Source organism: Pseudonocardia broussonetiae, assembly GCF_013155125.1.
Classification (GTDB): Bacteria; Actinomycetota; Actinomycetes; order Mycobacteriales; family Pseudonocardiaceae; genus Pseudonocardia; species Pseudonocardia broussonetiae.
In genome coordinates this window covers 5968707-5987505 of sequence record NZ_CP053564.1, presented here as the reverse complement: position 1 = coordinate 5987505, position 18799 = coordinate 5968707, and the positions used below count along the sequence as shown (strand labels likewise).

18 protein-coding genes and 1 pseudogene are annotated in these 18799 nt (G+C 72.7%); 13 read left to right on the top strand and 6 right to left on the bottom strand.

What is annotated here, in order from left to right:
- Positions 1-47: 47 nt before the first annotated feature.
- The 8 genes from fmdA to HOP40_RS28970 all read left to right on the top strand — a co-directional run bounded on the left by fmdA (position 48) and on the right by HOP40_RS28970 (position 6830).
- A complete protein-coding gene (gene fmdA / locus HOP40_RS29005; RefSeq protein ID WP_172164726.1) occupies positions 48-1295 on the top strand; it encodes a formamidase in 1248 nt (415 codons plus the stop codon).
- Positions 1292-2077 (top strand): nitrilase-related carbon-nitrogen hydrolase, encoded by a 786-nt coding sequence (locus tag HOP40_RS29000; RefSeq protein ID WP_172164723.1) that lies wholly within the window; start codon positions 1292-1294, stop codon positions 2075-2077. Before fmdA ends, HOP40_RS29000 begins: the two co-directional genes overlap by 4 nt.
- A gap of 47 nt (positions 2078-2124) precedes the next feature.
- Positions 2125-3612, top strand: a complete 1488-nt coding sequence (locus HOP40_RS28995) for a hypothetical protein (RefSeq protein ID WP_172164720.1) — start codon at positions 2125-2127, stop codon at positions 3610-3612.
- Positions 3612-3911, top strand: a complete 300-nt coding sequence (locus tag HOP40_RS28990; protein WP_172164717.1) for a hypothetical protein — start codon at positions 3612-3614, stop codon at positions 3909-3911. Before HOP40_RS28995 ends, HOP40_RS28990 begins: the two co-directional genes overlap by 1 nt.
- A gap of 59 nt (positions 3912-3970) precedes the next feature.
- A complete protein-coding gene (locus tag HOP40_RS28985; RefSeq protein ID WP_172164714.1) occupies positions 3971-5626 on the top strand; it encodes a tubulin-like doman-containing protein in 1656 nt (551 codons plus the stop codon).
- A gap of 69 nt (positions 5627-5695) precedes the next feature.
- The gene (locus tag HOP40_RS28980) at positions 5696-6205 is read left to right on the top strand and encodes a hypothetical protein (protein WP_172164711.1); all 510 of its coding nucleotides are present in this window, start codon (positions 5696-5698) and stop codon (positions 6203-6205) included.
- A gap of 26 nt (positions 6206-6231) precedes the next feature.
- Entirely contained in the window at positions 6232-6507 is a 276-nt protein-coding gene (locus HOP40_RS28975) for a hypothetical protein (RefSeq protein WP_240157345.1), read from the top strand.
- The gene (locus HOP40_RS28970; RefSeq protein ID WP_172164705.1) at positions 6504-6830 is read left to right on the top strand and encodes a hypothetical protein; all 327 of its coding nucleotides are present in this window, start codon (positions 6504-6506) and stop codon (positions 6828-6830) included. Before HOP40_RS28975 ends, HOP40_RS28970 begins: the two co-directional genes overlap by 4 nt.
- On the opposite strand, the gene HOP40_RS28965 is transcribed toward HOP40_RS28970, so the two are convergent.
- Positions 6820-7665, bottom strand: coding sequence for a carbohydrate kinase family protein (locus HOP40_RS28965; RefSeq protein ID WP_172164702.1), 846 nt, complete (start codon positions 7663-7665; stop codon positions 6820-6822). The genes HOP40_RS28970 and HOP40_RS28965 overlap by 11 nt on opposite strands.
- On the bottom strand, positions 7662-8588 hold the full coding sequence (locus tag HOP40_RS28960; RefSeq protein ID WP_240157842.1) for a pseudouridine-5'-phosphate glycosidase: 927 nt from the start codon (positions 8586-8588) through the stop codon (positions 7662-7664). The genes HOP40_RS28965 and HOP40_RS28960 overlap by 4 nt, the downstream gene beginning before the upstream one ends.
- 10 nt (positions 8589-8598) lie before the next feature.
- Here HOP40_RS28960 and HOP40_RS28955 point away from each other — a divergent pair, with 10 nt between their 5' ends.
- From HOP40_RS28955 to HOP40_RS28945, 3 genes and pseudogenes are all read left to right on the top strand, one after another.
- Complete coding sequence (locus tag HOP40_RS28955; RefSeq protein WP_172164696.1) at positions 8599-8847, top strand: DUF3039 domain-containing protein; 249 nt, start codon at positions 8599-8601, stop codon at positions 8845-8847.
- A 25-nt stretch (positions 8848-8872) separates the two neighbouring features.
- Entirely contained in the window at positions 8873-9496 is a 624-nt protein-coding gene (locus tag HOP40_RS28950) for a class I SAM-dependent methyltransferase (RefSeq protein ID WP_172164693.1), read from the top strand.
- A 77-nt stretch (positions 9497-9573) separates the two neighbouring features.
- Positions 9574-10666 (top strand): annotated as a pseudogene (locus HOP40_RS28945) (IS630 family transposase).
- Positions 10667-10838: 172 nt separating this feature from the next.
- Here HOP40_RS28945 and phaZ read toward each other — a convergent pair.
- The 3 genes from phaZ to HOP40_RS28930 are packed head-to-tail and all read right to left on the bottom strand — an operon-like array spanning position 10839 to position 14391.
- Positions 10839-11651: a poly(3-hydroxyalkanoate) depolymerase gene (gene phaZ, locus HOP40_RS28940; protein ID WP_240157344.1), complete on the bottom strand. Its 813-nt coding sequence runs from the start codon at positions 11649-11651 to the stop codon at positions 10839-10841.
- A gap of 5 nt (positions 11652-11656) precedes the next feature.
- Positions 11657-13357 (bottom strand): PHA/PHB synthase family protein, encoded by a 1701-nt coding sequence (locus HOP40_RS28935; protein ID WP_172164690.1) that lies wholly within the window; start codon positions 13355-13357, stop codon positions 11657-11659.
- Positions 13354-14391 carry a YihY/virulence factor BrkB family protein gene (locus tag HOP40_RS28930; protein ID WP_172164687.1) on the bottom strand — a complete coding sequence of 346 codons (1038 nt, stop codon included), beginning with the start codon at positions 14389-14391 and terminating at the stop codon, positions 13354-13356. The genes HOP40_RS28935 and HOP40_RS28930 overlap by 4 nt, the downstream gene beginning before the upstream one ends.
- A gap of 164 nt (positions 14392-14555) precedes the next feature.
- On the opposite strand from HOP40_RS28930, the gene HOP40_RS28925 reads away from it, so the two are divergent.
- The gene (locus HOP40_RS28925) at positions 14556-16229 is read left to right on the top strand and encodes a DEAD/DEAH box helicase (protein ID WP_172169428.1); all 1674 of its coding nucleotides are present in this window, start codon (positions 14556-14558) and stop codon (positions 16227-16229) included.
- 1178 nt (positions 16230-17407) lie between these two features.
- On the opposite strand, the gene HOP40_RS28920 is transcribed toward HOP40_RS28925, so the two are convergent.
- Positions 17408-17593 (bottom strand): DUF7455 domain-containing protein, encoded by a 186-nt coding sequence (locus HOP40_RS28920; RefSeq protein ID WP_172164684.1) that lies wholly within the window; start codon positions 17591-17593, stop codon positions 17408-17410.
- A 280-nt stretch (positions 17594-17873) separates the two neighbouring features.
- Here HOP40_RS28920 and HOP40_RS28915 point away from each other — a divergent pair, with 280 nt between their 5' ends.
- Entirely contained in the window at positions 17874-18749 is an 876-nt protein-coding gene (locus HOP40_RS28915; protein ID WP_240157343.1) for an EamA family transporter, read from the top strand.
- The last annotated feature ends 50 nt before the right edge of the window (positions 18750-18799 follow it).

Genomic DNA, 18799 nt, shown 5'->3' with positions numbered 1-18799 from the left:
GCGTCGCCCGTCCCCCCCGCCCGAGTGGTACTCCCAGGAGGTTCGCCGTGCCCGACGTCGTCTTCAGCGTGGACCAGGCCAAGTCGATGCGTGACCAGGTCGTCCCCGGTCACAACCGCTGGCACCCCGACATCCCGCCCGCCGCCACGGTGAAGCCGGGTTCGTCGATCCGCATCGAGTGCCGCGAGTGGACGGACGCCCAGATCGGCAACAACGACTCCGCCGACGACGTCCGCGACGTGTACCTCGACGGCTGCCACATGCTGTCGGGCCCCATCGCGATCGAGGGCGCGGAGCCGGGAGACCTGCTCGTCGTCGACATCCTCGACCTCGGACCGGTCCCGCAGGAGATCGGTGACGCACCCGGGCAGGGCTGGGGCTACACCGGCATCTTCTCCAAGGCCAACGGCGGCGGCTTCCTCACCGACCAGTACCCCGACGCGTACAAGGCCATCTGGGACTTCAGCGGGCAGAAGGCGACCTCGCGGCACATCCCCGGCGTCAGCTACACCGGGATCACGCATCCGGGGCTGTTCGGCACCGCGCCGTCGCCGCAGCTGCTCGCGAGGTGGAACGAGCGGGAGCGCGCCCTGATCGCCACCGACCCGGACCGCGTGCCCCCGCTCGCACTGCCGCCCCTGGAGGCGGCCGTCCTGGGCGGTACCGCCACCGGCGAGATGCTCTCCGGGATCGCCCGCGACGGGGCCCGCACCGTCCCCCCGCGCGAGAACGGCGGCAACCACGACATCAAGAACTTCACGCGCGGCTCGCGGGTCTTCTACCCGGTGCACCACCGCGGCGCCCTGTTCTCCGGCGGTGACCTGCACTTCTCCCAGGGCGACGGCGAGATCACCTTCTGCGGGGCCATCGAGATGGGCGGGTTCATCGACTTCCACGTCGACCTGATCAAGGGCGGAATGGAGACCTACGGCGTCACCACCAACCCGATCCTGATGCCCGGCAACGTCGAGCCGCGCTACAGCGAGTTCGTGACGTTCATCGGCATCTCGGTCGACCACGAGACCAACACCAACCACTACAACGACGCCACGGTCGCCTACCGCAACGCCTGCCTCAACGCGATCGAGTACCTCAAGAAGTTCGGGTACTCCGGCCCGCAGGCGTACCTGCTGCTCGGATCGGCCCCGATCGAGGGCCGGGTCAGCGGCGTCGTCGACATCCCGAACGCCTGCTGCTCGCTCTACCTGCCCACCGCGATCTTCGACTTCGACATCACCCCGTCGGCGTCCGGTCCGATCATGGCCGACCGCGGGGCCTGTGCGGTCTCGACGTGAACCGGGTCGGGGTCGCGGTGCTCAGCCACACCGTTCCGGCGCCGCGCACCCGCGCGGACGTGCGGCGCAACTACCTGCAGATCGCCGACCTCGTCGTCGGCATGAAACACGGTGAGCCCGGCCTCGACCTGATCGTCTTCCCCGAGCACGGCACGCACGGGTTCGGCCCCCCCGGTCGGGACGCACTGACGATGCCCGGCGAGGACGTCGCGGTCTTCGCGAGGGCCTGTCGCGCCGCCGCGGTCTGGGGCGTGTTCTCGGTCAGCGGCGGCCGCAGCCGACCCGATCCCGACCACACCGTGGTGCTCATCGACGACCGGGGCGAGGTGGTGCTGCGGCACAGCCGGGCCGCCGGCCGCCGCGGCGGCGATCCGCCCGACGTCGTCAGCGGGCCGGGCGGGCTGCGGACCGGCCTGAGCATCTGCCGCGACGACAGCGCCGTCGGCGAGGGCTGCCAGTTCCGCGGCGCGGAACTGCTGGTCCGCTACCAGGCCGAGCCCGACGTGCCCGCCTACGCACAGGTGCTGGCCGCGCGGGCGGCGGCGTGGATGGGCACCTGCTACGTCGTGGCCCCGAACGCGGCCGGCCACGCGGGTGGGCGTCGCTGGTCGGGCCACTCCGCGATCGTGGGCTTCGACGGCGTCACCCTCGGCGAGTGCGGCGACGAGGAGTACGAGTTCCAGTACGCCGAGCTGTCGGTCAGCGCTCTGCGCCGGGCCCGGGCCGGGCGGTCACTGCTGGAAAGCACGCTGCGGACGCGGGCCATGACCCGCGCCTCCTGAACGCCCCAGAAGTCCGAGAACCACCAGCCGCGAGGAGCTTGCAGACGATGTCGGACGACCACGGACACGGACACGGACACGACGATCCCCACGACACGACGCTGGCTCGCATCGAGGCGCTGAGCAAGGAGAACGTCCACCACGCCGGGGACCACGAGGGCCCGTTCTCCCTGCACGTCCTCGGCCTGGGCGCACCCGGTGCGGCCGTCGTCGCGGAGATGCTCAAGGACGCCCCCGAGGGCTTCACCGCGCTGGCGGTCAACATCGGGGACGGGCCGCTCGCGGCCGTCCGCGCCGCGGCGGGGGAGACGCCGGGCATCGTCACGGTGGACCTGCCCATCCCGAGCCGGGCCGGTTTGTCGGCGTCGCTCAACCGGTACCGCGAGTTCCTCAAGATGGAGTACCCGCGCTACTACTGGAACCCGAACTACGAGCCGTGGCTGCCCGGTGACCTGGCGCTGCCCGGCCCGGGGGAGCTCGTGCCGCGGGCGGTCGCCAAGGCGATCTACAACTGCGAGTACTACCAGAACCAGGAGATCACGACGGCGATGGAGGCGTTCGCCGCGGGCGTCCTCGCCAGCGACAAGACGCCCGTCGTGGTGATCCCGTTCTCGCTCGGCGACAGCATCGGCAGCGGGCTGGTCGTCGACATCGCCCGCCACCTGTCGTCCATCAAGCTGGGGCGCCGCCCGTGGGTGGTCGGCGTCGGCATCACCCCGACCACGCCGTCCGCCGAGTTCTTCCCGGTGATCAACGAACTCGACTGCATGATCGACACTCCGAAGAACCAGGGCGTCATGGCGGTGTGGGGCGACCTCTACAAGAACCCGTTCACCGGCGGCTTCTTCGCCGTTCCCGAGGCACCCGGTGCGGACGTCGTCCCCGGCGTCGCGAAGTTCCTGTCCGCCGGCGGTGGCAAGGACCTCTACGAGTCGCTCAAGGCGCTCAACTGGCTCGCCGTCCCCGGCGACCAGTGGCACCCCGCCATCCGGGGCGAGCAGAGCGACAAGTGGCTCAACATCCTGGCCGTCTCGACGCTGGACGACGCCGGCACGCTCGGTGACCTGGGCCTGGTCAAGGGCTTCTCGACGGAGTACGCCGAAGCCCGCGTGTTCGGCTCCGGCGAGGCGGCCGCGGCTGCGGCGGAGGCCGTGGCGGGCGCGATCGGCGAGGTCGCCACCACCCGTGTGGATCCCGTCGTCAAGACCGCGGCGGGGGCCGACTTCGTCAGCGTCGTCCTGCCGCGCGCCACCAAGCTCGACCTGGAGGCGTTCGTCCCGTCCCGCGACCTCTACGACCCGCTGGAGTGGGACGACAAGCTGCTCCTGCACTCGTGGATCCTCGACCTCGGCGTGATGCTCTGCGAGCCGTCCATCCGGTTCGACGGCATGGGCGGCGAGTGCATCTGGGGCTGCGCCTGCTGGGTCGTCGTCCCGCACGCCGCGATCCGCGGGGAGTCCGTCGCCTCCCCGATCACCGACGCGGAGGTCGCGGCCATCGCCACCTCCGGCGCCGGTGTGGCGGCGTCCGGCTGATGGCCACCGACTGGGCCGACGTCGTCACGCGCTACCGGGACGGTGCCGAGCTCCCGTCGATGCCGGGGGCCCGCACGCTCAAGGTCACCGGCGCCGACGAGGGCTACGTCTACGTCTCGCACCGGCTCTGGAAGGACCGAATCACCCGCGCCCACCTCGAGAAGGCGATGACGCTGCTCGACGAGGGGAAGATGACCCGCAACTACGGCGACGTCATCGACCACTACCGCACCTACATCGCCGACGAACGGCCGACGACGGCCGCCACCATCCTCAAGGACCTCGGCTACCTCGACTGACCGTCCGCACCCACCAGGACGTACCGCGCTGACGCACGCCCGAAACAGGAGGATCCGCAATGGGACTGTCCATGTACCACAGTGCGACCGGCGCGCAGTCGCCGCACTGCATCCACGCGATCGGCATCGGCAAGATGGGTGCCTACATGGTGGAGGCGCTGCTGCGCACCGGCGAGATCGAGGACATGCTGGAGGACCCGCGCGCCCGGTTCACCGGCCTCTCGATCGACATCGGCGACCAGGACCAGCACGAGCTCAAGGAGTACGTGAGCGGCTTCGACCAGCGCCTCGCGGAGCGCGGCATCCCGACCGAGCGGGCCCAGGTCCGCACCGTGTCGCTGGACGTGCCGGAGAAGAAGGACCTCATGACCAGCCTCAACCGCTGGCGCGAGTACCTCAAGATGGAGTACCCCCGGTACTACTGGAACCCGAACTACGAGCCGTGGTTGCCCAGCGACACCGAGATGCCGAAGGCCGGGGACTCCATCCCCCGCGCCATCGCCAAGGCCATCTACGGGCACTACTACTACGGCGAGGACAAGTCGCTGGAGAAGGAGCTCGACGACTTCGTCGCGAGCATCAACCAGACCAAGCTCCCGTCGCTCGTGCTCGTGTTCTTCTCCCTGTCCGGCGGCACCGGATCGGGCATGGTCGTCGACCTGGCGCGGCACCTGTCCAACGTCAAGCTCGGCCGCCGCATCCCGGTGGTCGGCGTGGCGGCCATGCCGTTCTCCGGCGACGAGGCGCACGTCGGCGGCGACGCCGCGCTGTACCCGACGATGAACGAGATCGACTGCATGCTCGACGACGCCAAGAACCAGGGCGTCATGGCGGTGTGGGGCGACCTCTACAAGAACCCGTTCACCGGCGGCTTCTTCGCGCTGCCGCAGGAGCACTCCTGGCAGCGCCTGGGCTCGTACACGAAGACCGGCAGGCCGGCGATCCGCGACGCGCTCCGCAAGGGCGTCACGCGGAAGTTCGTGAACGACTCCTTCATGCGCTTCGTCGTGCAGGACTACGGCCGCCTGCTGTTCAAGATGCTGCGCCCGATGGGCTTCACCGGGGCCCCGCACGAGCGCAACATCTCCGGCGACCGCACGTGGACGGTCTTCGACGTCGCGAAGTACACCCACCCGGGCGTGGAGGTGCTGCCCGGCGAGCCGCGCAGCAAGTGGCGCGCGGTCGTCAGCAAGTGGATCGGCTACATCCCGCAGTGGTCGGGCCTCAAGGAGGGTTTCAAGACCGACTACATCGAGGCGCACACCGTGGCTCCGCGCGAGCTGTGGAACGAGACGCTGGAGACCAAGCTCAAGGAGACGCTGCAGGGCTTCGTCCTCGACGGTGACGACGGCACGGTCAACACCTCGGTCGGCGAGTTCTTCGACGAGCTGACCGCGTACTCGAACATCATCATCCCGGGTGTGGCGAAGACCGACTTCACGGCCTTCTACGCGGCCCGCGACGCCTACGACGCGATCGAGTCGTGGGACGAGAAGCTGATGATGCACTCCTGGCTCCTCGACCTCGGCGTGCTCCTGTCCGAGCAGTCGATCCGGTTCGACGGCATGGCGGGCGAGTGCATCTGGGGCTGCGCGTGCTGGGTCGTCATCCCGCACGAGGCCATCCGCGGCGACGCCCCGATCTCGAAGGACGTCACCATCGTGCAGGCCGAGCACATCGCGATGATGGTCAAGACGGTCGTCCCGACCCCCTGACCGGTACCGGGCCGGCCGGCGCTCGGCGCCGGCCGGCCCTGTCCCCTCCGCCACGCCCAGGAGACAGCCATGCCCGCCATGGGAGACAGGGCCCCCGACGCCGTGACCGGGGCGGACTGCGCGCAGGAGTTCGACGAGTGGCTCGGCCGGGTCGGTGCGCTCTTCGAGGCCGTGCGGTTCACCTGCACCCACCGCCTCGCCGATCCGACGCTGGCCGAGCAGGTGAGCGTGCAGGTGGTCGCGGGGATGGTGGCCCGACCCGCGGTGTTCCGGTACTTCGGGCTGCCGTTCTCCGGCCGGATCGCGAAGCTGGCCGAGGGGCTGATCGCCACGGCCGACGCCGGTGGGCTGGCCGTCGTGTGCGGCTGGCCCGAGCTGCGCGACCGGATCGCGGACCTGCCCCAGGAGCACCGCGAGCCCTTCGTGGTGACCTGCCTGCGCGGAGGTGACGTCGAGGAGCTCGCGGCGGTGCTGTCGTGCGACGTGGCACTGGCCGAGGGCCGCCACGAGGCGATGCTCGCGCACGTGGAGGAGCTGGTCCGACCCGGCACGGCGCCGGTGCGGGTGGAGAGGGGCTGACGGTGCCACTGGACTGGACACGGGTCATGGACCGCTACGACGGCGGGGTGAGGATCCCGACGGTCGCGGGCGGCAAGACGCTGGAGATCACCGGGGTCGACGACACCGGCGTGCACATCCGCAACTCGCTGTGGCGCGACGTGCTCGCGCGCGAGCACCTGGAGAAGGCCGCCGGGCTGATCGAGTCCGACCGGATGAGCCGGCACGCCGGGCTCTTCGTCGAGGAGTACCGGGCGCTGGTGGCCGACGTGCGGGCGACGTCGGCGGCGCACGTGCTCAAGGACCTGGGCTACCTGGAATGAGTCTCGACTGGGCCTCGGTGCTGGACCGCTACCGCGGTGGCCGGACCGTGCGCCCGCTCGTCGGGAGCTCGACGCTGCGGGTGGAGGTCGACGGCGACGCGCTGGTCGTCACCCAGCGGCTCTGGCGGGCCGAGGTGACGCGCTCGGAGCTGCAGGTGGCGCTGGACCTGCTGGGGGACCGCGGGGCGCAGGTCGGTGCCGTCGGGTTCTCCGAGGAGCTGCGCCGCCACTACTCCGGTGGTCCGCAGGTGCAGCCGACCTGCTCGCGCACCCCCAACCTGAGCGCGGTGGTCCTCGTCGACCTGGGCCACCTCAGGGTGTGAGGGGCCGGGCGCCCGGGTGCCGCACGGCGGCAGCGCCGGCGGCGCAACCGGCCGCCAGCGCCTCCTCCGGGCCCGCGCCCGCCAGCCGGGCGGCCAGCAGCCCGGCGTCGAACGCGTCGCCGGCGCCCGTCGGGTCGACCGGGGTGACGGCCCGCGGCACGACCGACCAGGTCCCGGAACGGTCGACCCAGCGCGCCCCGCGCCCCCCGTCGGTGACGGCCACGGCGCCGACCACGTCGAGCAGCGCCCGCGCCGACCCGCCCAGCGCGGCGAGCTCGTCGGCGTTGGGCAGCAGCAGGTCGACCCCGCGCACCCACCGCAGGAACTCCGGCGTCAGCGCCGGCGCGGCCTGGGGGTCGACCGAGGTCGTCCACCCGGCGGCGCGCGCGGCGGCCAGCGCGGCCAGGCCCGCGGGGCGCGACGGCGGGTCGAGCAGCACGTACCCGGACAGGTGCAGGTGCCCGCGTCCGGTGAGCGGCGGCAGGTCGTCGGGGGAGAGGCGGGCGGCGGCACCGCGGTCGGACAGCATCGTGCGGTCGCCGTCGAGCAGGACGACGACCGTGCACGTCGGCGCGTCCGGGTCCACCGCCGCGGCCACCCGCACCCCGGACGCCCCCAGCTCGGCCACCGCCGCCCGTCCGGGCCCGTCGTCGCCGACGCGGGCCACGAGCGTCACCGGCGCGCCGAGGTGGGCGAGCCAGGCGGCGGTGTTCGCGCCCGCCCCGCCCGCCGTCGTCCGGATGCGGGCGGGGACGTCGGCCCCGGGGACGGGTGGCGTCGACGGCGTCACGAGCACGTCGACGCCCAGGTCGCCGACGACGACGACCGGGGTCACCCTCCGGCCAGCGCCACGGCCACCCGCGCGGCCAGCCCGGCGTTCGCGCGCACCAGGGCGAGGTTCGTGCGCAGGCTCGCGCCGTCGCTGCCGGCGTGGAAGTGCTCCAGCAGGGCCGGCGTGACGTCCTTGCCGGTGATCCCGCGCTCGGCCAGCAGCGCGAGCCCCTCGGTCAGCAGGCGGTCGTGCAGGGCGGCGTCGAGCTCGTCGTCGACGGGCACGGGCTGGGCCAGCACCGCACCGACGCCGGGGGAGAGGTCGCGGTGGGCGCGCCAGACGGCGGCGGCCTCGGCGGGGGAGTCGACGCGCCACGGCACGGCGTGGCCGGAGTCGCGGCGGTAGAAGCCGGGGAAGGCGTCGGTGCCGTAGCCCAGCACGGGCACCGACTCGGTCTCCAGCACCTCGAGGGTGGCGGCGACGTCGAGGATCGACTTCACCCCGGAGCACACGACGAGCACACCGGTTCGGGCGAGCGCGGCGAGGTCGGCCGAGACGTCCCAGGTGTCGCGCGCCCCGCGGTGCACCCCGCCCAGCCCGCCGGTGGCGAAGAGGGGCACGCCCGCGGCCGCGGCGAGCGCGGCGGTGGCGGCCACCGTCGTGGCGCCGTCGCGGCCGAGGCCGACGGCGACGCCGAGGTCGCGGACCGAGAGCTTGTCGAGATCGCCGCCGCAGACGCGGTCGAGCTCGGCGGCGTTGAGCCCGACGCGCGGCACCCCGTCGAGCACGGCGACCGTCGCCGGCACCGCGCCGTGCGCGCGCACCTCCTCCTCCAGCTCGTCGGCGGCGTCGCGGTTCTGCGGCGCGGGCAGGCCGTGCGCGAGGATCGTGCTCTCCAGCGCGACGACGGCACCGCCGGACGCGAGCGCGTCGGCCACGTCACGGGACAGGGCGGGGAACGAGACGGAACGGGACACGTGGGGCATCATGGACGACATGGCGACCCAGGTTCTGCCCGACGTCGAGACGCGGCCCGAGGGCACCGACAGCACGGGCACCGACGAGCCCAAGATGTTCCACTACGTCAAGAAGAACCGGATCGCCGAGAGCGCGGTGCTGGGCAACATGGTGCAGGCCCTGTGCGGGGAGACGTTCCCGGTCACGCGCTCGCCCAAGCCCGGCTCCCCGGTCTGCCCGGACTGCAAGAAGATCTTCGACGGGCTGCGGCCCGGCGGCGACGACTGAGCCGCGGGTGCCCACACGAGCCGCCGTGCGTGGCTGGTTGTACGACCGCGCGATCACGGGCCTCACGGCCGGCTGGTACCGCGCCGTGTTCGAACGGCTCCCCGACGGCGCCCGCATCCTCGACGTCGGCATCGGCACCGGCACCGCGCTCGCCCGCGGCGGTGAGACCGTCCGGCGGAAGAACCTGCAGATCACGGGTCTCGACATCGACCGCGACTACCTCTGCCGCTGCGTCGAGGAGATGGCCCGCGCCGGGCTCTCGGAGCACGTCACGCCGAAGCTGGAGTCGGTGTACGACCACCGCGACGGCCCCTACGACGCCGCCTACTTCAGCGCCAGCCTGATGCTGCTGCCCGACCCGGTCGCCGCGCTGCGCCACGTCTCCGGCCTGCTCGCGCCCGAGGGCCAGCTGTTCTTCACCCAGACCTTCCACCACCGGCGCTCGCCGCTGCGGGAGAAGGTCAAGCCGCTGATGCGCCACGTCACCACGATCGACTTCGGCACGGTCACCTACGAGGACGAGTTCCGCCGGGTGCTGGCCGCCGCCGACCTCCAGGTCGTGGAGCTCGTCACCCTGGGCACCACCCGGTCCTCGTCCTACCGCCTCGCCGTGGCGGTGCCCGACGGGGGCAAGCGCGCGGCCGCCTAGTGTCCTGAGTCGGAAATCCCTCAGTTAAACGCTGTCGCGGTGCAGACTCCTGTCGTCGGTGACGAGGGGAGGCGGCGGTGGCGGTACGGGGTCGGCCGGTGGCGGTGGTGGTGCTCGGCGTCGAGGACCGTGAGGTGTTGGAGCGGTGGGCGCGGCGGCCGAGTTCGGCGCAGGCTCTGGCGCTGCGGTGCAAGATCGTGCTGGCCGCGGCGGACGGGTTGTCGAACACCGAGATCGCGGAAAAGCTGGGCTGTCACAAGGTGACGGTCGGGAAATGGCGGGCCCGGTTCGTCGCCGACGGGATCGACGGGCTGTGGGACGAACCCCGACCGGGAGCGCCTCGCACGATCACCGACGCCGATGTCGAGCGGGTCATCGTGGCCACCCTCGAGCAGACCCCGCGCGATGCGACGCACTGGTCGACGAGGTCGATGGCCGCGGCGACCGGGATGAGCCAGTCCGCGGTGTCGCGGATCTGGCGGGCGTTCGGTCTCAAACCCCATCAGGTCGAGTCGTTCAAGCTGTCCCCGGACCCGCAGTTCATCGACAAAGTCCGCGACGTCGTCGGGTTGTATCTGAACCCGCCCGACGCGGCGGTGGTGCTGTGCGTGGACGAGAAGACCCAGATCCAGGCGCTGGACCGGACCGCGCCGGTGCTGCCGATGCTGCCCGGGACGCCGGCTCGGGCCACCCACGACTACATCCGGCACGGCACCACGAACCTCTACGCCGCCCTCGACGTCGCCTCGGGCAACGTGCTGACCTCGTTTGACCGTGCGGCACCGGGCCGAGGAGTTCCGCCGCTTCCTGGCCCTGATCGACCGCTCGGTACCCGCCGACCTGGCGGTGCACGTGATCGTGGACAACAGCTCCACCCACAAGACCCCGATGATCAAGCGCTGGCTGGCCCGACACCCCCGGTTCGTCCTGCACTTCACCCCGACCTACAGCAGCTGGCTCAACCTCGTCGAGCGCTGGTTCGCCGAGCTCACCCACCGCTGGCTGCGCCGGGGCACGCACCGTTCTACCAAGGAACTCGTCGCCGCGATCCGCACCTGGACCACGATGTGGAACGAGAACCCGAAACCATTCATCTGGCACAAGACCGCCGACGAGATCCTCGACAGCCTCGCCCACTACTGCCAGCGAATCTCTGACTCAGGACACTAGGAGGGTGCTGAAAAGCTCCGGCCGTAGCGAGCGGCGTCCAGGTGGTGTCCTCGCAAGGCGGGCGGATGCGGCGATACCGCTGTTGTATCGACGTATCCGCGCAACGCCGCGAGGGCGCCGCCTGGGCGTCGCGCAGTAGGCCCGAGCTTTTCAGCGCGCTCCTAGGGCCGCTTCACTCCGTCAGGAACCGGTCGATCACCGGGGCGAGCTCCTTCGCCTCGGTGAGCAGCGCCAGGTGGCCGCCCGAGTAGATGTGCAGGCGCGAGTTCGGGATGCCGCGGTGCATGATCCGGGCGTTGACCACCGGGATGATCGGGTCGTCGTCCCCGGCCACGATCAGCGTGGGCTGCCGGATCAGCGGCAGGCCGGGCAGGCTGCTCCAGCCCGCGCCGGCGAGGAGCTGGTAGTAGTAGCCGCGCTTGGGGCCCTTGCGGGTGTAGGTGTGCAGCACCTCCGACGCCCGCTCGGGATGCGTGCGCATCGTGCCGCCGTAGATCTCCCCGGCGATCGTGCGGGCGTACTCCGGGTCGCGGTGGCGGCGCGGCGTGAGCATCTTGGCCAGCACGTTCGGCCGGGCGGGCACCATGAGCGAGCCGGTGCCGGTGGCGGCCAGCACGAGCCGGCGGCACTGCTTGCGCTGCGCCGCCGCGAACTGCTGGGCGAGCCCGCCGCCCCAGGAGAAGCCCATGACGTCGACCTCGCCGTAGCCCAGGCGGCGCACCAGGGTTCCGATCAGCGGCGCGAACGTCGACATGTGGTACGGCAGCCGCGGCATCGGCGAGCCGCCGATGCCGGGCACGTCGAACCGGATGACCTCCAGCTCGGGCGGCAGCTCGTCGACGAAGGGCTGCAGCAGCTCGAGGCTCGCCCCGATGCCGTTCATCAGCAGCAGCGGCACCCGTGAGCCCGGCCCGGCGGCCCGGCGCACCGACACGCGCAGGCAGCGGCCCCGGACGTCGATCTCGAACAGCTCGTCACCCGTCACCGCGGTCACGTGGCACGCACGTAGTCGCCGGGGGCGGGGACGAGGGCCGGCAGCCCGCGCCCGCCCAGCTCCGCCGGGGCGTCGACCTCACCGCCGCAGCGCTGACCCAGCCAGTCGGCGTGGTCGGGCCACCACGACCCCTTGACGGTCTCCGCGACGGCCAGCCACGCGTCGGCGTTGATCGGCGTCGGCGTCCGCGACGCCGGGGGCGCCACGCGGAAGCTGGCCTTCGGGTTGCCCGGCGGGTTGACCAGCGAGGCGATGTGCCCGCTCGTCGACAGCACGAACCGGCTCTCGCCACCCAGGAGCTGCGTGGTGCGGAAGCAGGACTGCCAGGCGCAGAGGTGGTCGGCGATGCCCGCGATGACGTACATGTCGCGGTCGACCTTCGACAGGTCCACCGGCGTGCCCAGCATGGTGGTGGCGTTGGGCACGACCAGCGCGTTCGCGACGGCGATGTCGATGAAGTCGCGGTGCAGCCCGGCCGTCATGCGGGTGGTGTCGGCGTTCCAGAACAGGATGTCGAACGCCTTGGGCGGGCGGCCCTTGAGGTAGTTGTTCACCCAGTAGGACCAGATGAGGTCGTTGGGCCGCAGCCAGGCGAACACCTCGGCGAGCGTGCGGCCGTCGAGGTAGCCCTTCTTCTGCGACGCCTCCACGGCCTGGCGCGCGGTGTCCGGGTCGAGCAGCGCGCCGGTGGTGCCGGACTGGGCCTGGTCGAGAACGGTGACGGCGAACGTCACCGACGCCACGCGCTCCTGCGCGCCGGTGGCGGCGAGGTGGCCCAGCAGCATCGAGGTGATGATCCCGCCCGAGCAGAACGCCATGAGCGCCGTGCTGGGCTGCCGGCTGATCTTCTCGCAGGCCGTCATGGCGTCGAGGATCGCGGAGCCGTAGGTGTCGAGGTCCCAGGCCGCGTGCTCCTCGGTGGGGTTGCGCCACGACATGAGGAACACCTGCTGGCCGGACTTCAGGAGGTTCTCGACGATGCTGCGGCCCGGCGCGAGGTCGGCGACGTAGTACTTGTTGATCGTCGGCGGGACGATCAGCAGCGGCACCTCGCGGACCGTCGGGGTCTGCGGCAGGTACTGGATCAGCTCGAACACCGGGGTGCGCAGCACGACCGCGCCCGGGGTGCACGCGACGTCCTCGCCGACGGTGAACGCGTCGGGCTCGACCATCGAGGGGACGCGCGGCTTCGTCGCGAGGTCGCCGACGAGCCGCCGGACGCCGCTGACGATGCTCGCGCCGCCGGTCTTGCGCGCCTCCTGCCACAGCGCGGGGTTGAGCAGGCTGTTGCTGGGGGCCAGCGCGTCGACGACGTTGCTCACGGCGAACTGGATGCGCTCGTGGTCGGCCCAGTCGAGCCCGGCGTCCTCGACGAGGTCGGCCGCGGTGCCGCCGGCGGCGATGTGGGTCTGCACGAGCCGGTGCAGCAGCGGGTTCTCCGTCCACGCCGGGTCGGCGTAGCGCTTGTCCTTGGGGCCCGGCTCGAGCGCCGAGGCGCCGACGCCGATCTTCGCGAGCTCGGCGGCGAGGCCGGCGCCGCGGCGGGTGAGCGTGACCGGCTTCGTGGCCAGCTTGGCGGCCATCCGCAGGCCCGCCCCGCCCGGCAGGATCCGGCGCAGCGGGCCCAGCGCGCCGTCGGACAGCAGCATGTCGAGGCCGGTGGCGACGTCGGGATCGGCGGACTGCTCGGCCGTCATCGTGGCTCCTTCGTGCTGTCGGAGGCGGTCGTCCTCGCAGCATGGGCGGCGGGGGCGGTCACCGGCAAGTCGGGGCCGGGCTCGTCGGCGACCGGGGGCATGGCCGGATGGGTGCGCATGGCGCGCAGGCGGTCCGAGCGGCGCGGCCGGGGCTCGGGGCGCGCGGGCCAGGCCTCCTCGACGGCGTTGTTGAGGTGCGCGCCGAGCACGATCGAGAGGCCGAGCAGGAACCCGAACAGCAGGAACGCGATCGGCGTCGCCAGTGCGCCGTAGGTGTAGCCGGTGCTCGTCAGCACGGCGATGTAGACGCGCAGGCCGGTCGCGCTCGCGATGAACACCACCATCGCGAGCAGCGCCCCGGGCAGCAGGCGCCGCCAGGGCAGCGTGTGCGGCAGCGCGAGGCGGTACATCGCCGTGAGCACGAGCACCGTGATGAGGGCGGCGCCGGGGTAGTAGAACGCCCCGATCAGCGACGTCGCCGCGCCCCGCCACGACGCGGGCAGGACCTGGGGGAGCAGGTCGGGGCCCAGCGCGATGACGGGCAGCGTGACGATCGCGACGACGAGCGCGAGCAGGTAGACCAGCAGCGAGAAGATCCGCTGCCACACGGGGTGGCGCACGAGTTTCTGGCCGTGCGCCTCGGTGATCGAGTCGACGAGCGAGGCGATGGCCGACGACCCCGCCCACAGCGCGATGACGAACCCGACCGACACCACGTCGGCACGGCCGTTGGTCAGGATGCTCGACGCGGTCGGCGCGATGATCTCGTCGACGACCTCGGGGGTGAACACCTGCCGCGCGAACGTGACGATGGACTCCTCCACCACCCGCACGGTGTCGTTGCCGAACCAGTCGCCGACGTAGCCCAGCGACCCCAGCAGCGCGAGGAACAGCGGGGGCAGGGAAAGCGCCTGCCAGAAGGCCGCCTGCGCAGAGTGGGAGAAGATGTCCTTGTCCCAGGCGCCACCGAGCGTCCGGCCGACCACCCGTCGCCACGTCGGGGCGGGGTCGCTGCTGGTCGGCGCGTCACTCATGGTGCGCCCAGGATGGACCACGGGGGGCGCCCGCGCCGGGCGCGACGGGTCTCGGCGAGCCGGGCGAGACCACCCCGTTACCCTGATCGACGGTCCCCCCGGAAGCCCCGCAGTCTTGGAGTCGTGTGTCCCAGGCCCCCCAGCTGGCTGCGTCGGCCCGCCCGATGCGCGCCTGGCAGCGCAAGGCGCTGAGCCGCTACCTCGCCGCCGGTCCCCAGGACTTCCTCGCCGTCGCCACGCCGGGCGCGGGGAAGACGGCGTTCGCGCTGCGCGTCGCGTCGGAGCTGCTCGCCGACCGCACGATCTCGAACATCACGGTCGTCGCGCCCACCGAGCACCTCAAGTACCAGTGGAGCCAGGCCGCGGCGGCCGTCGGCATCGCGCTCGACCCGGAGTTCCGCAACTCCGCGGGCGGCACGTCGTCGGACTACACGGGCATCGTCGTCACCTACGCCGGCGTCGCGGCGCACCCGCTGCTGCACCGGGCCCGCACGGAGAGCCGGCGCACGCTCGTCGTCCTCGACGAGGTCCACCACGCGGGCGACGCGCGGTCGTGGGGCGACGCCGTCAAGGAGGCGTTCGACCCCGCCGCGCGGCGCCTGACGCTCACCGGGACCCCGTTCCGCTCCGACGACAACCCCATCCCGTTCGTCGACTACCTCCCCGACGCCGACGGGGCCCTGCGCAGCCGCTCGGACCACTCCTACGGCTACGCGGAGGCCCTCGCCGACGGCGTGGTCCGGCCGGTGGTGTTCCTGGCCTACTCCGGCGTCTCGAGCTGGCGCACCAGCGCGGGCGAGGAGATCACCGCCCGGCTGGGCGAGCCGCTGACGGCCGAGCAGACGGCGCGGGCCTGGCGCACCGCGCTCGACCCGGGCGGCGAGTGGATCCCCGCCGTCCTCGCCGCCGCCGACAAGCGGCTCACCGGGCACCGCCTCGGCGGCATGCCCGACGCCGGCGGCCTCGTCATCGCCTCCGACCAGACCACCGCGCGGGCCTACGCGGCGATCCTCACCGACGTCACCGGCACGCCGCCGGTGCTCGTCCTGTCCGACGAGGCCGGGTCCTCGGAGCGGATCGCGCGGTTCAGCGCGTCGACGGACCGGTGGATGGTCGCGGTGCGGATGGTGTCCGAGGGCGTCGACGTCCCGCGGCTCGCCGTCGGGGTCTACGCCACGAGCGCGTCGACGCCGCTGTTCTTCGCGCAGGCGATCGGGCGCTTCGTGCGGTCGCGGCGGCCGGGGGAGACGGCGTCGGTGTTCGTGCCCAGCGTGCCGGTCCTGCTGGGCCTGGCGAGCGAGCTGGAGGCCCAGCGCGACCACGTCCTGGGCAAGCCGCACCGCGCCGAGGAGCAGTGGAACGACGAGGAGCTGGCGGCGGCCAACCGGCAGGAGGACGAGCCGGGGGAGGACGAGCCGTCGTTCACCGCGCTGGGCGCCAACGCCGAGCTCGACCAGCTCATCTACGAGGGCACCTCCTTCTCCGCGGACGAGGAGGACTACCTGGGCCTGCCCGGGCTGCTCGAGCCCGACCAGGTGCGCACGCTGCTCAACCAGCGGCAGACGGAGTGGCTGTCGCGGTCGGGCCGCAAGGCCCCGGCGGTCGTCGCACCCCCGGTCGCCGAGCCGGCCGAGCGCCCGCAGCAGTCGGTGCGGGAGCGGATCGCGGCGCTGCGCAAGGAGCTCAACACCCTCGTCGCGCTGCACCACCACCGCACCAACAAGCCGCACGGGAAGATCCACAACGAGCTGCGGACGCTGTGTGGAGGCCCGCCCACGGCGATGGCCAACATGGAGCAGCTGGAGGAGCGGATCGCGACCCTCCGCAGCTGGCGCTGACCCCACACCCCGGCGGGTGTGGCGTCAGGCCCCGCGAGTTTGCGATGACACCCGGCGAGTTTGCCGCCCACGCCCGGCGAGTTGGCTGTGGCGCCCGGCGGGTTTGCCGTTGGCGCCCGGCGAGTTGGCCGCCCACGCTCGGCGAGTTTGCCGTGACGCTCCGCGAGTTTGCCGGTGGCCCGCCGAGTTTGCGAGTGACGCCCCGCGAGTTGGCGGTGCGCCCCGCGAGTTTGGCGGTGGTGCCTCGCGAGTTTGCCGGGCGCGCCCGGCGAGGCGGCCGGGGGCGCGTGGCGCGTCGGCCGGCGGCGCCCGGCGAGTTGGCCGGGGGCGCTCGGCGAGTTGGCCATCGGCGCCCGGAGATGGCCGTCTCCGACGGGCGTGGGCGGGCGACCGAGCTGCACGAGCCCGCCGCGGGACGCTCCGGCGGTGCCCGTGATCGCCGGGAGTGTGACCTGACAGCCCTCGCCGCGACCTTCCCGTCACGGTCTCGGTGATCAAGGGCAGAGGGTGAGCGGTGATCGCCGGGAGTGTGACGTGACTGCCCTCGCCGCGACCCTCCTGTGACGGTCTCGGTGGTCAAGGGCAACGGGCGGAGTGGGACCCCGGCCGGGCCGCGCCCTCCCGACCGATCGCGACGGGAGGACAGCGGCGATCACCCTGCCCGTCCCTAAGCTCGGCCGGTCCCACCGGCCCGTTGACCGAGCGCGGGCGGCGAACCCGCCCGTCGTGAGCGGCGGACTCGGCGTCAGCGGCGGGCTCGCGGGCGCCGCGGCCGATTGGCCGGCGTCAGCGGTGAAGTCGACGAGCGCCGACGGCCGAGGCGGCCTGCGTGGAGAGCGAACACGCGGAGCGCCGGCGGCGAACAGGCCCGACGCGAGAAGCGGACTCGCCGGGCGCAAGCGGCGAACTCGTAGGGCGCGAGCGGCGAACTCGCCGGGTGCGAGCCGCAAACTCGCCGGGCGTGAACCGCAAACTCGCCGGGGGTGGGCCGCGGACTCGGCGGGCGTGAGCCGCAAACTCGCCGGGCGTGAACCGCAAACTCGCCGGGCGTGAGCCGCAAACTCGCCGGGGGTGGGGGGGTGGGAGGGGCTGCGCACGCCGGAGGGCGGGGACCGTGTGGTCCCCGCCCCTCCGGGTGTCGTGTGTGGGTGGTGTGCCGGCGTCCGGGCCGGCGCCGGTCAGCTGCCGGTCTCGACGCTCGCTTCGAGCTCGCGGAGCTTGTCGGCGTGTGCCCGGCCGTGGTGCCCGCAGAACAGCAGTTCTCCGCCGGACGGCAGGATGGCACGGACCTTCGCAGCCGCTCCGCATCGGTCGCAGCGGTCGGCAAGGGTCAACTCGGGCCGGGTCAGGGTTCCTGGCTGCATGGCGGTCTCCCTCCGTCTCGGCTCCGGTAGGCCCGGAGCCGCGTTCCTGGACGACCGCTCGCGCGGTGTGTCCACTCTCCCAGACGTTGCACACCCCCGCACGTGTTCCCGGGGCGAGTCGCGACGGTCGTCACGTTTGACGGTGAGTGACCGGTGCGGCAACGCCCAGGTGGCCTGTGCGGGACCTTCGTTGACTACGAGTGAATGATGCGTGCCCGGAAGTGACACCGCAAGGTGGCGCCGCTGAAGAAGTGTGGCCTGCTTGTTACGTTCTGGAGTCATGGTCACCGCCACCCACCAGCGGGTCCCCGCGCCCGTGCTGTTCGTCGCGGGCGGCCTCTCGATGTACGTCGGGGCTGCCCTGGCCGTGGGCCTGTTCGACGTCCTCCCGCCCACCGTGGTGGCCCTTCTGCGCCTCCTGGGGGCCGCCGCGGTGCTGCTCGCCTGGCGCCGCCCGGGCCGCGCGGCGTGGCGCGGATCACGTCTGGCGCGGGCCTCCGCCTTCGGACTGGCCACCGCCCTGATGAACCTCGCGTTCTACGAGGCCATAGCCCGGCTGCCGCTGGGCACGGCCGTGGCTGTCGAGTTCGTCGGCCCGGTGGCGGTCGCGGCGGTGGCCTCGCGGCGGCCCCGGGACGTCGCCGCCGTCGCGCTGGCCGCCCTGGGTGTGGCGCTCATCGCGGATGTGCGCTGGTCAGGGAGCCCGTCCGGAGTGCTGTGGGCGCTCGCGGCGGCGGGCATGTGGGCGGCCTACATCCTGCTCGGCAAGCGCGTCGCGACCGCGGGCAACGGGCTCGACGACATGGCGGTCGGCTTCACCGTGGCCGCCGTCCTGCTCTCGCCGCTGCTGATGGTCGGCGGCCCCACCGCGCTCGGCGCGCTCGCCGACCCGGCCGTGCTGCTGCTGGCCGTCGGCGTGGGCGTGCTGTCCAGCGTCGTGCCCTACGTCCTGGACCAGCTCGTGCTCCGCCGCGTCGGGCAGGCCCGCTTCGCGGTGCTCCTCGCGCTGCTCCCGGCCACGGCGACCGTCGTCGGGCTGGTCGCCCTCGCGCAGGTGCCCGGCCTGCTCGAGGGGGCCGGCATCGCGGCGGTCATCGCCGCCGTGGCGCTGCGCTCCCGCGACGGCGACGTGGTCCCGGACGCGGACCCCCGGTAACCCGTTCACGGACCGTAGTCCGCTCCGTTGTGACGCTGCGTCACCGAGGT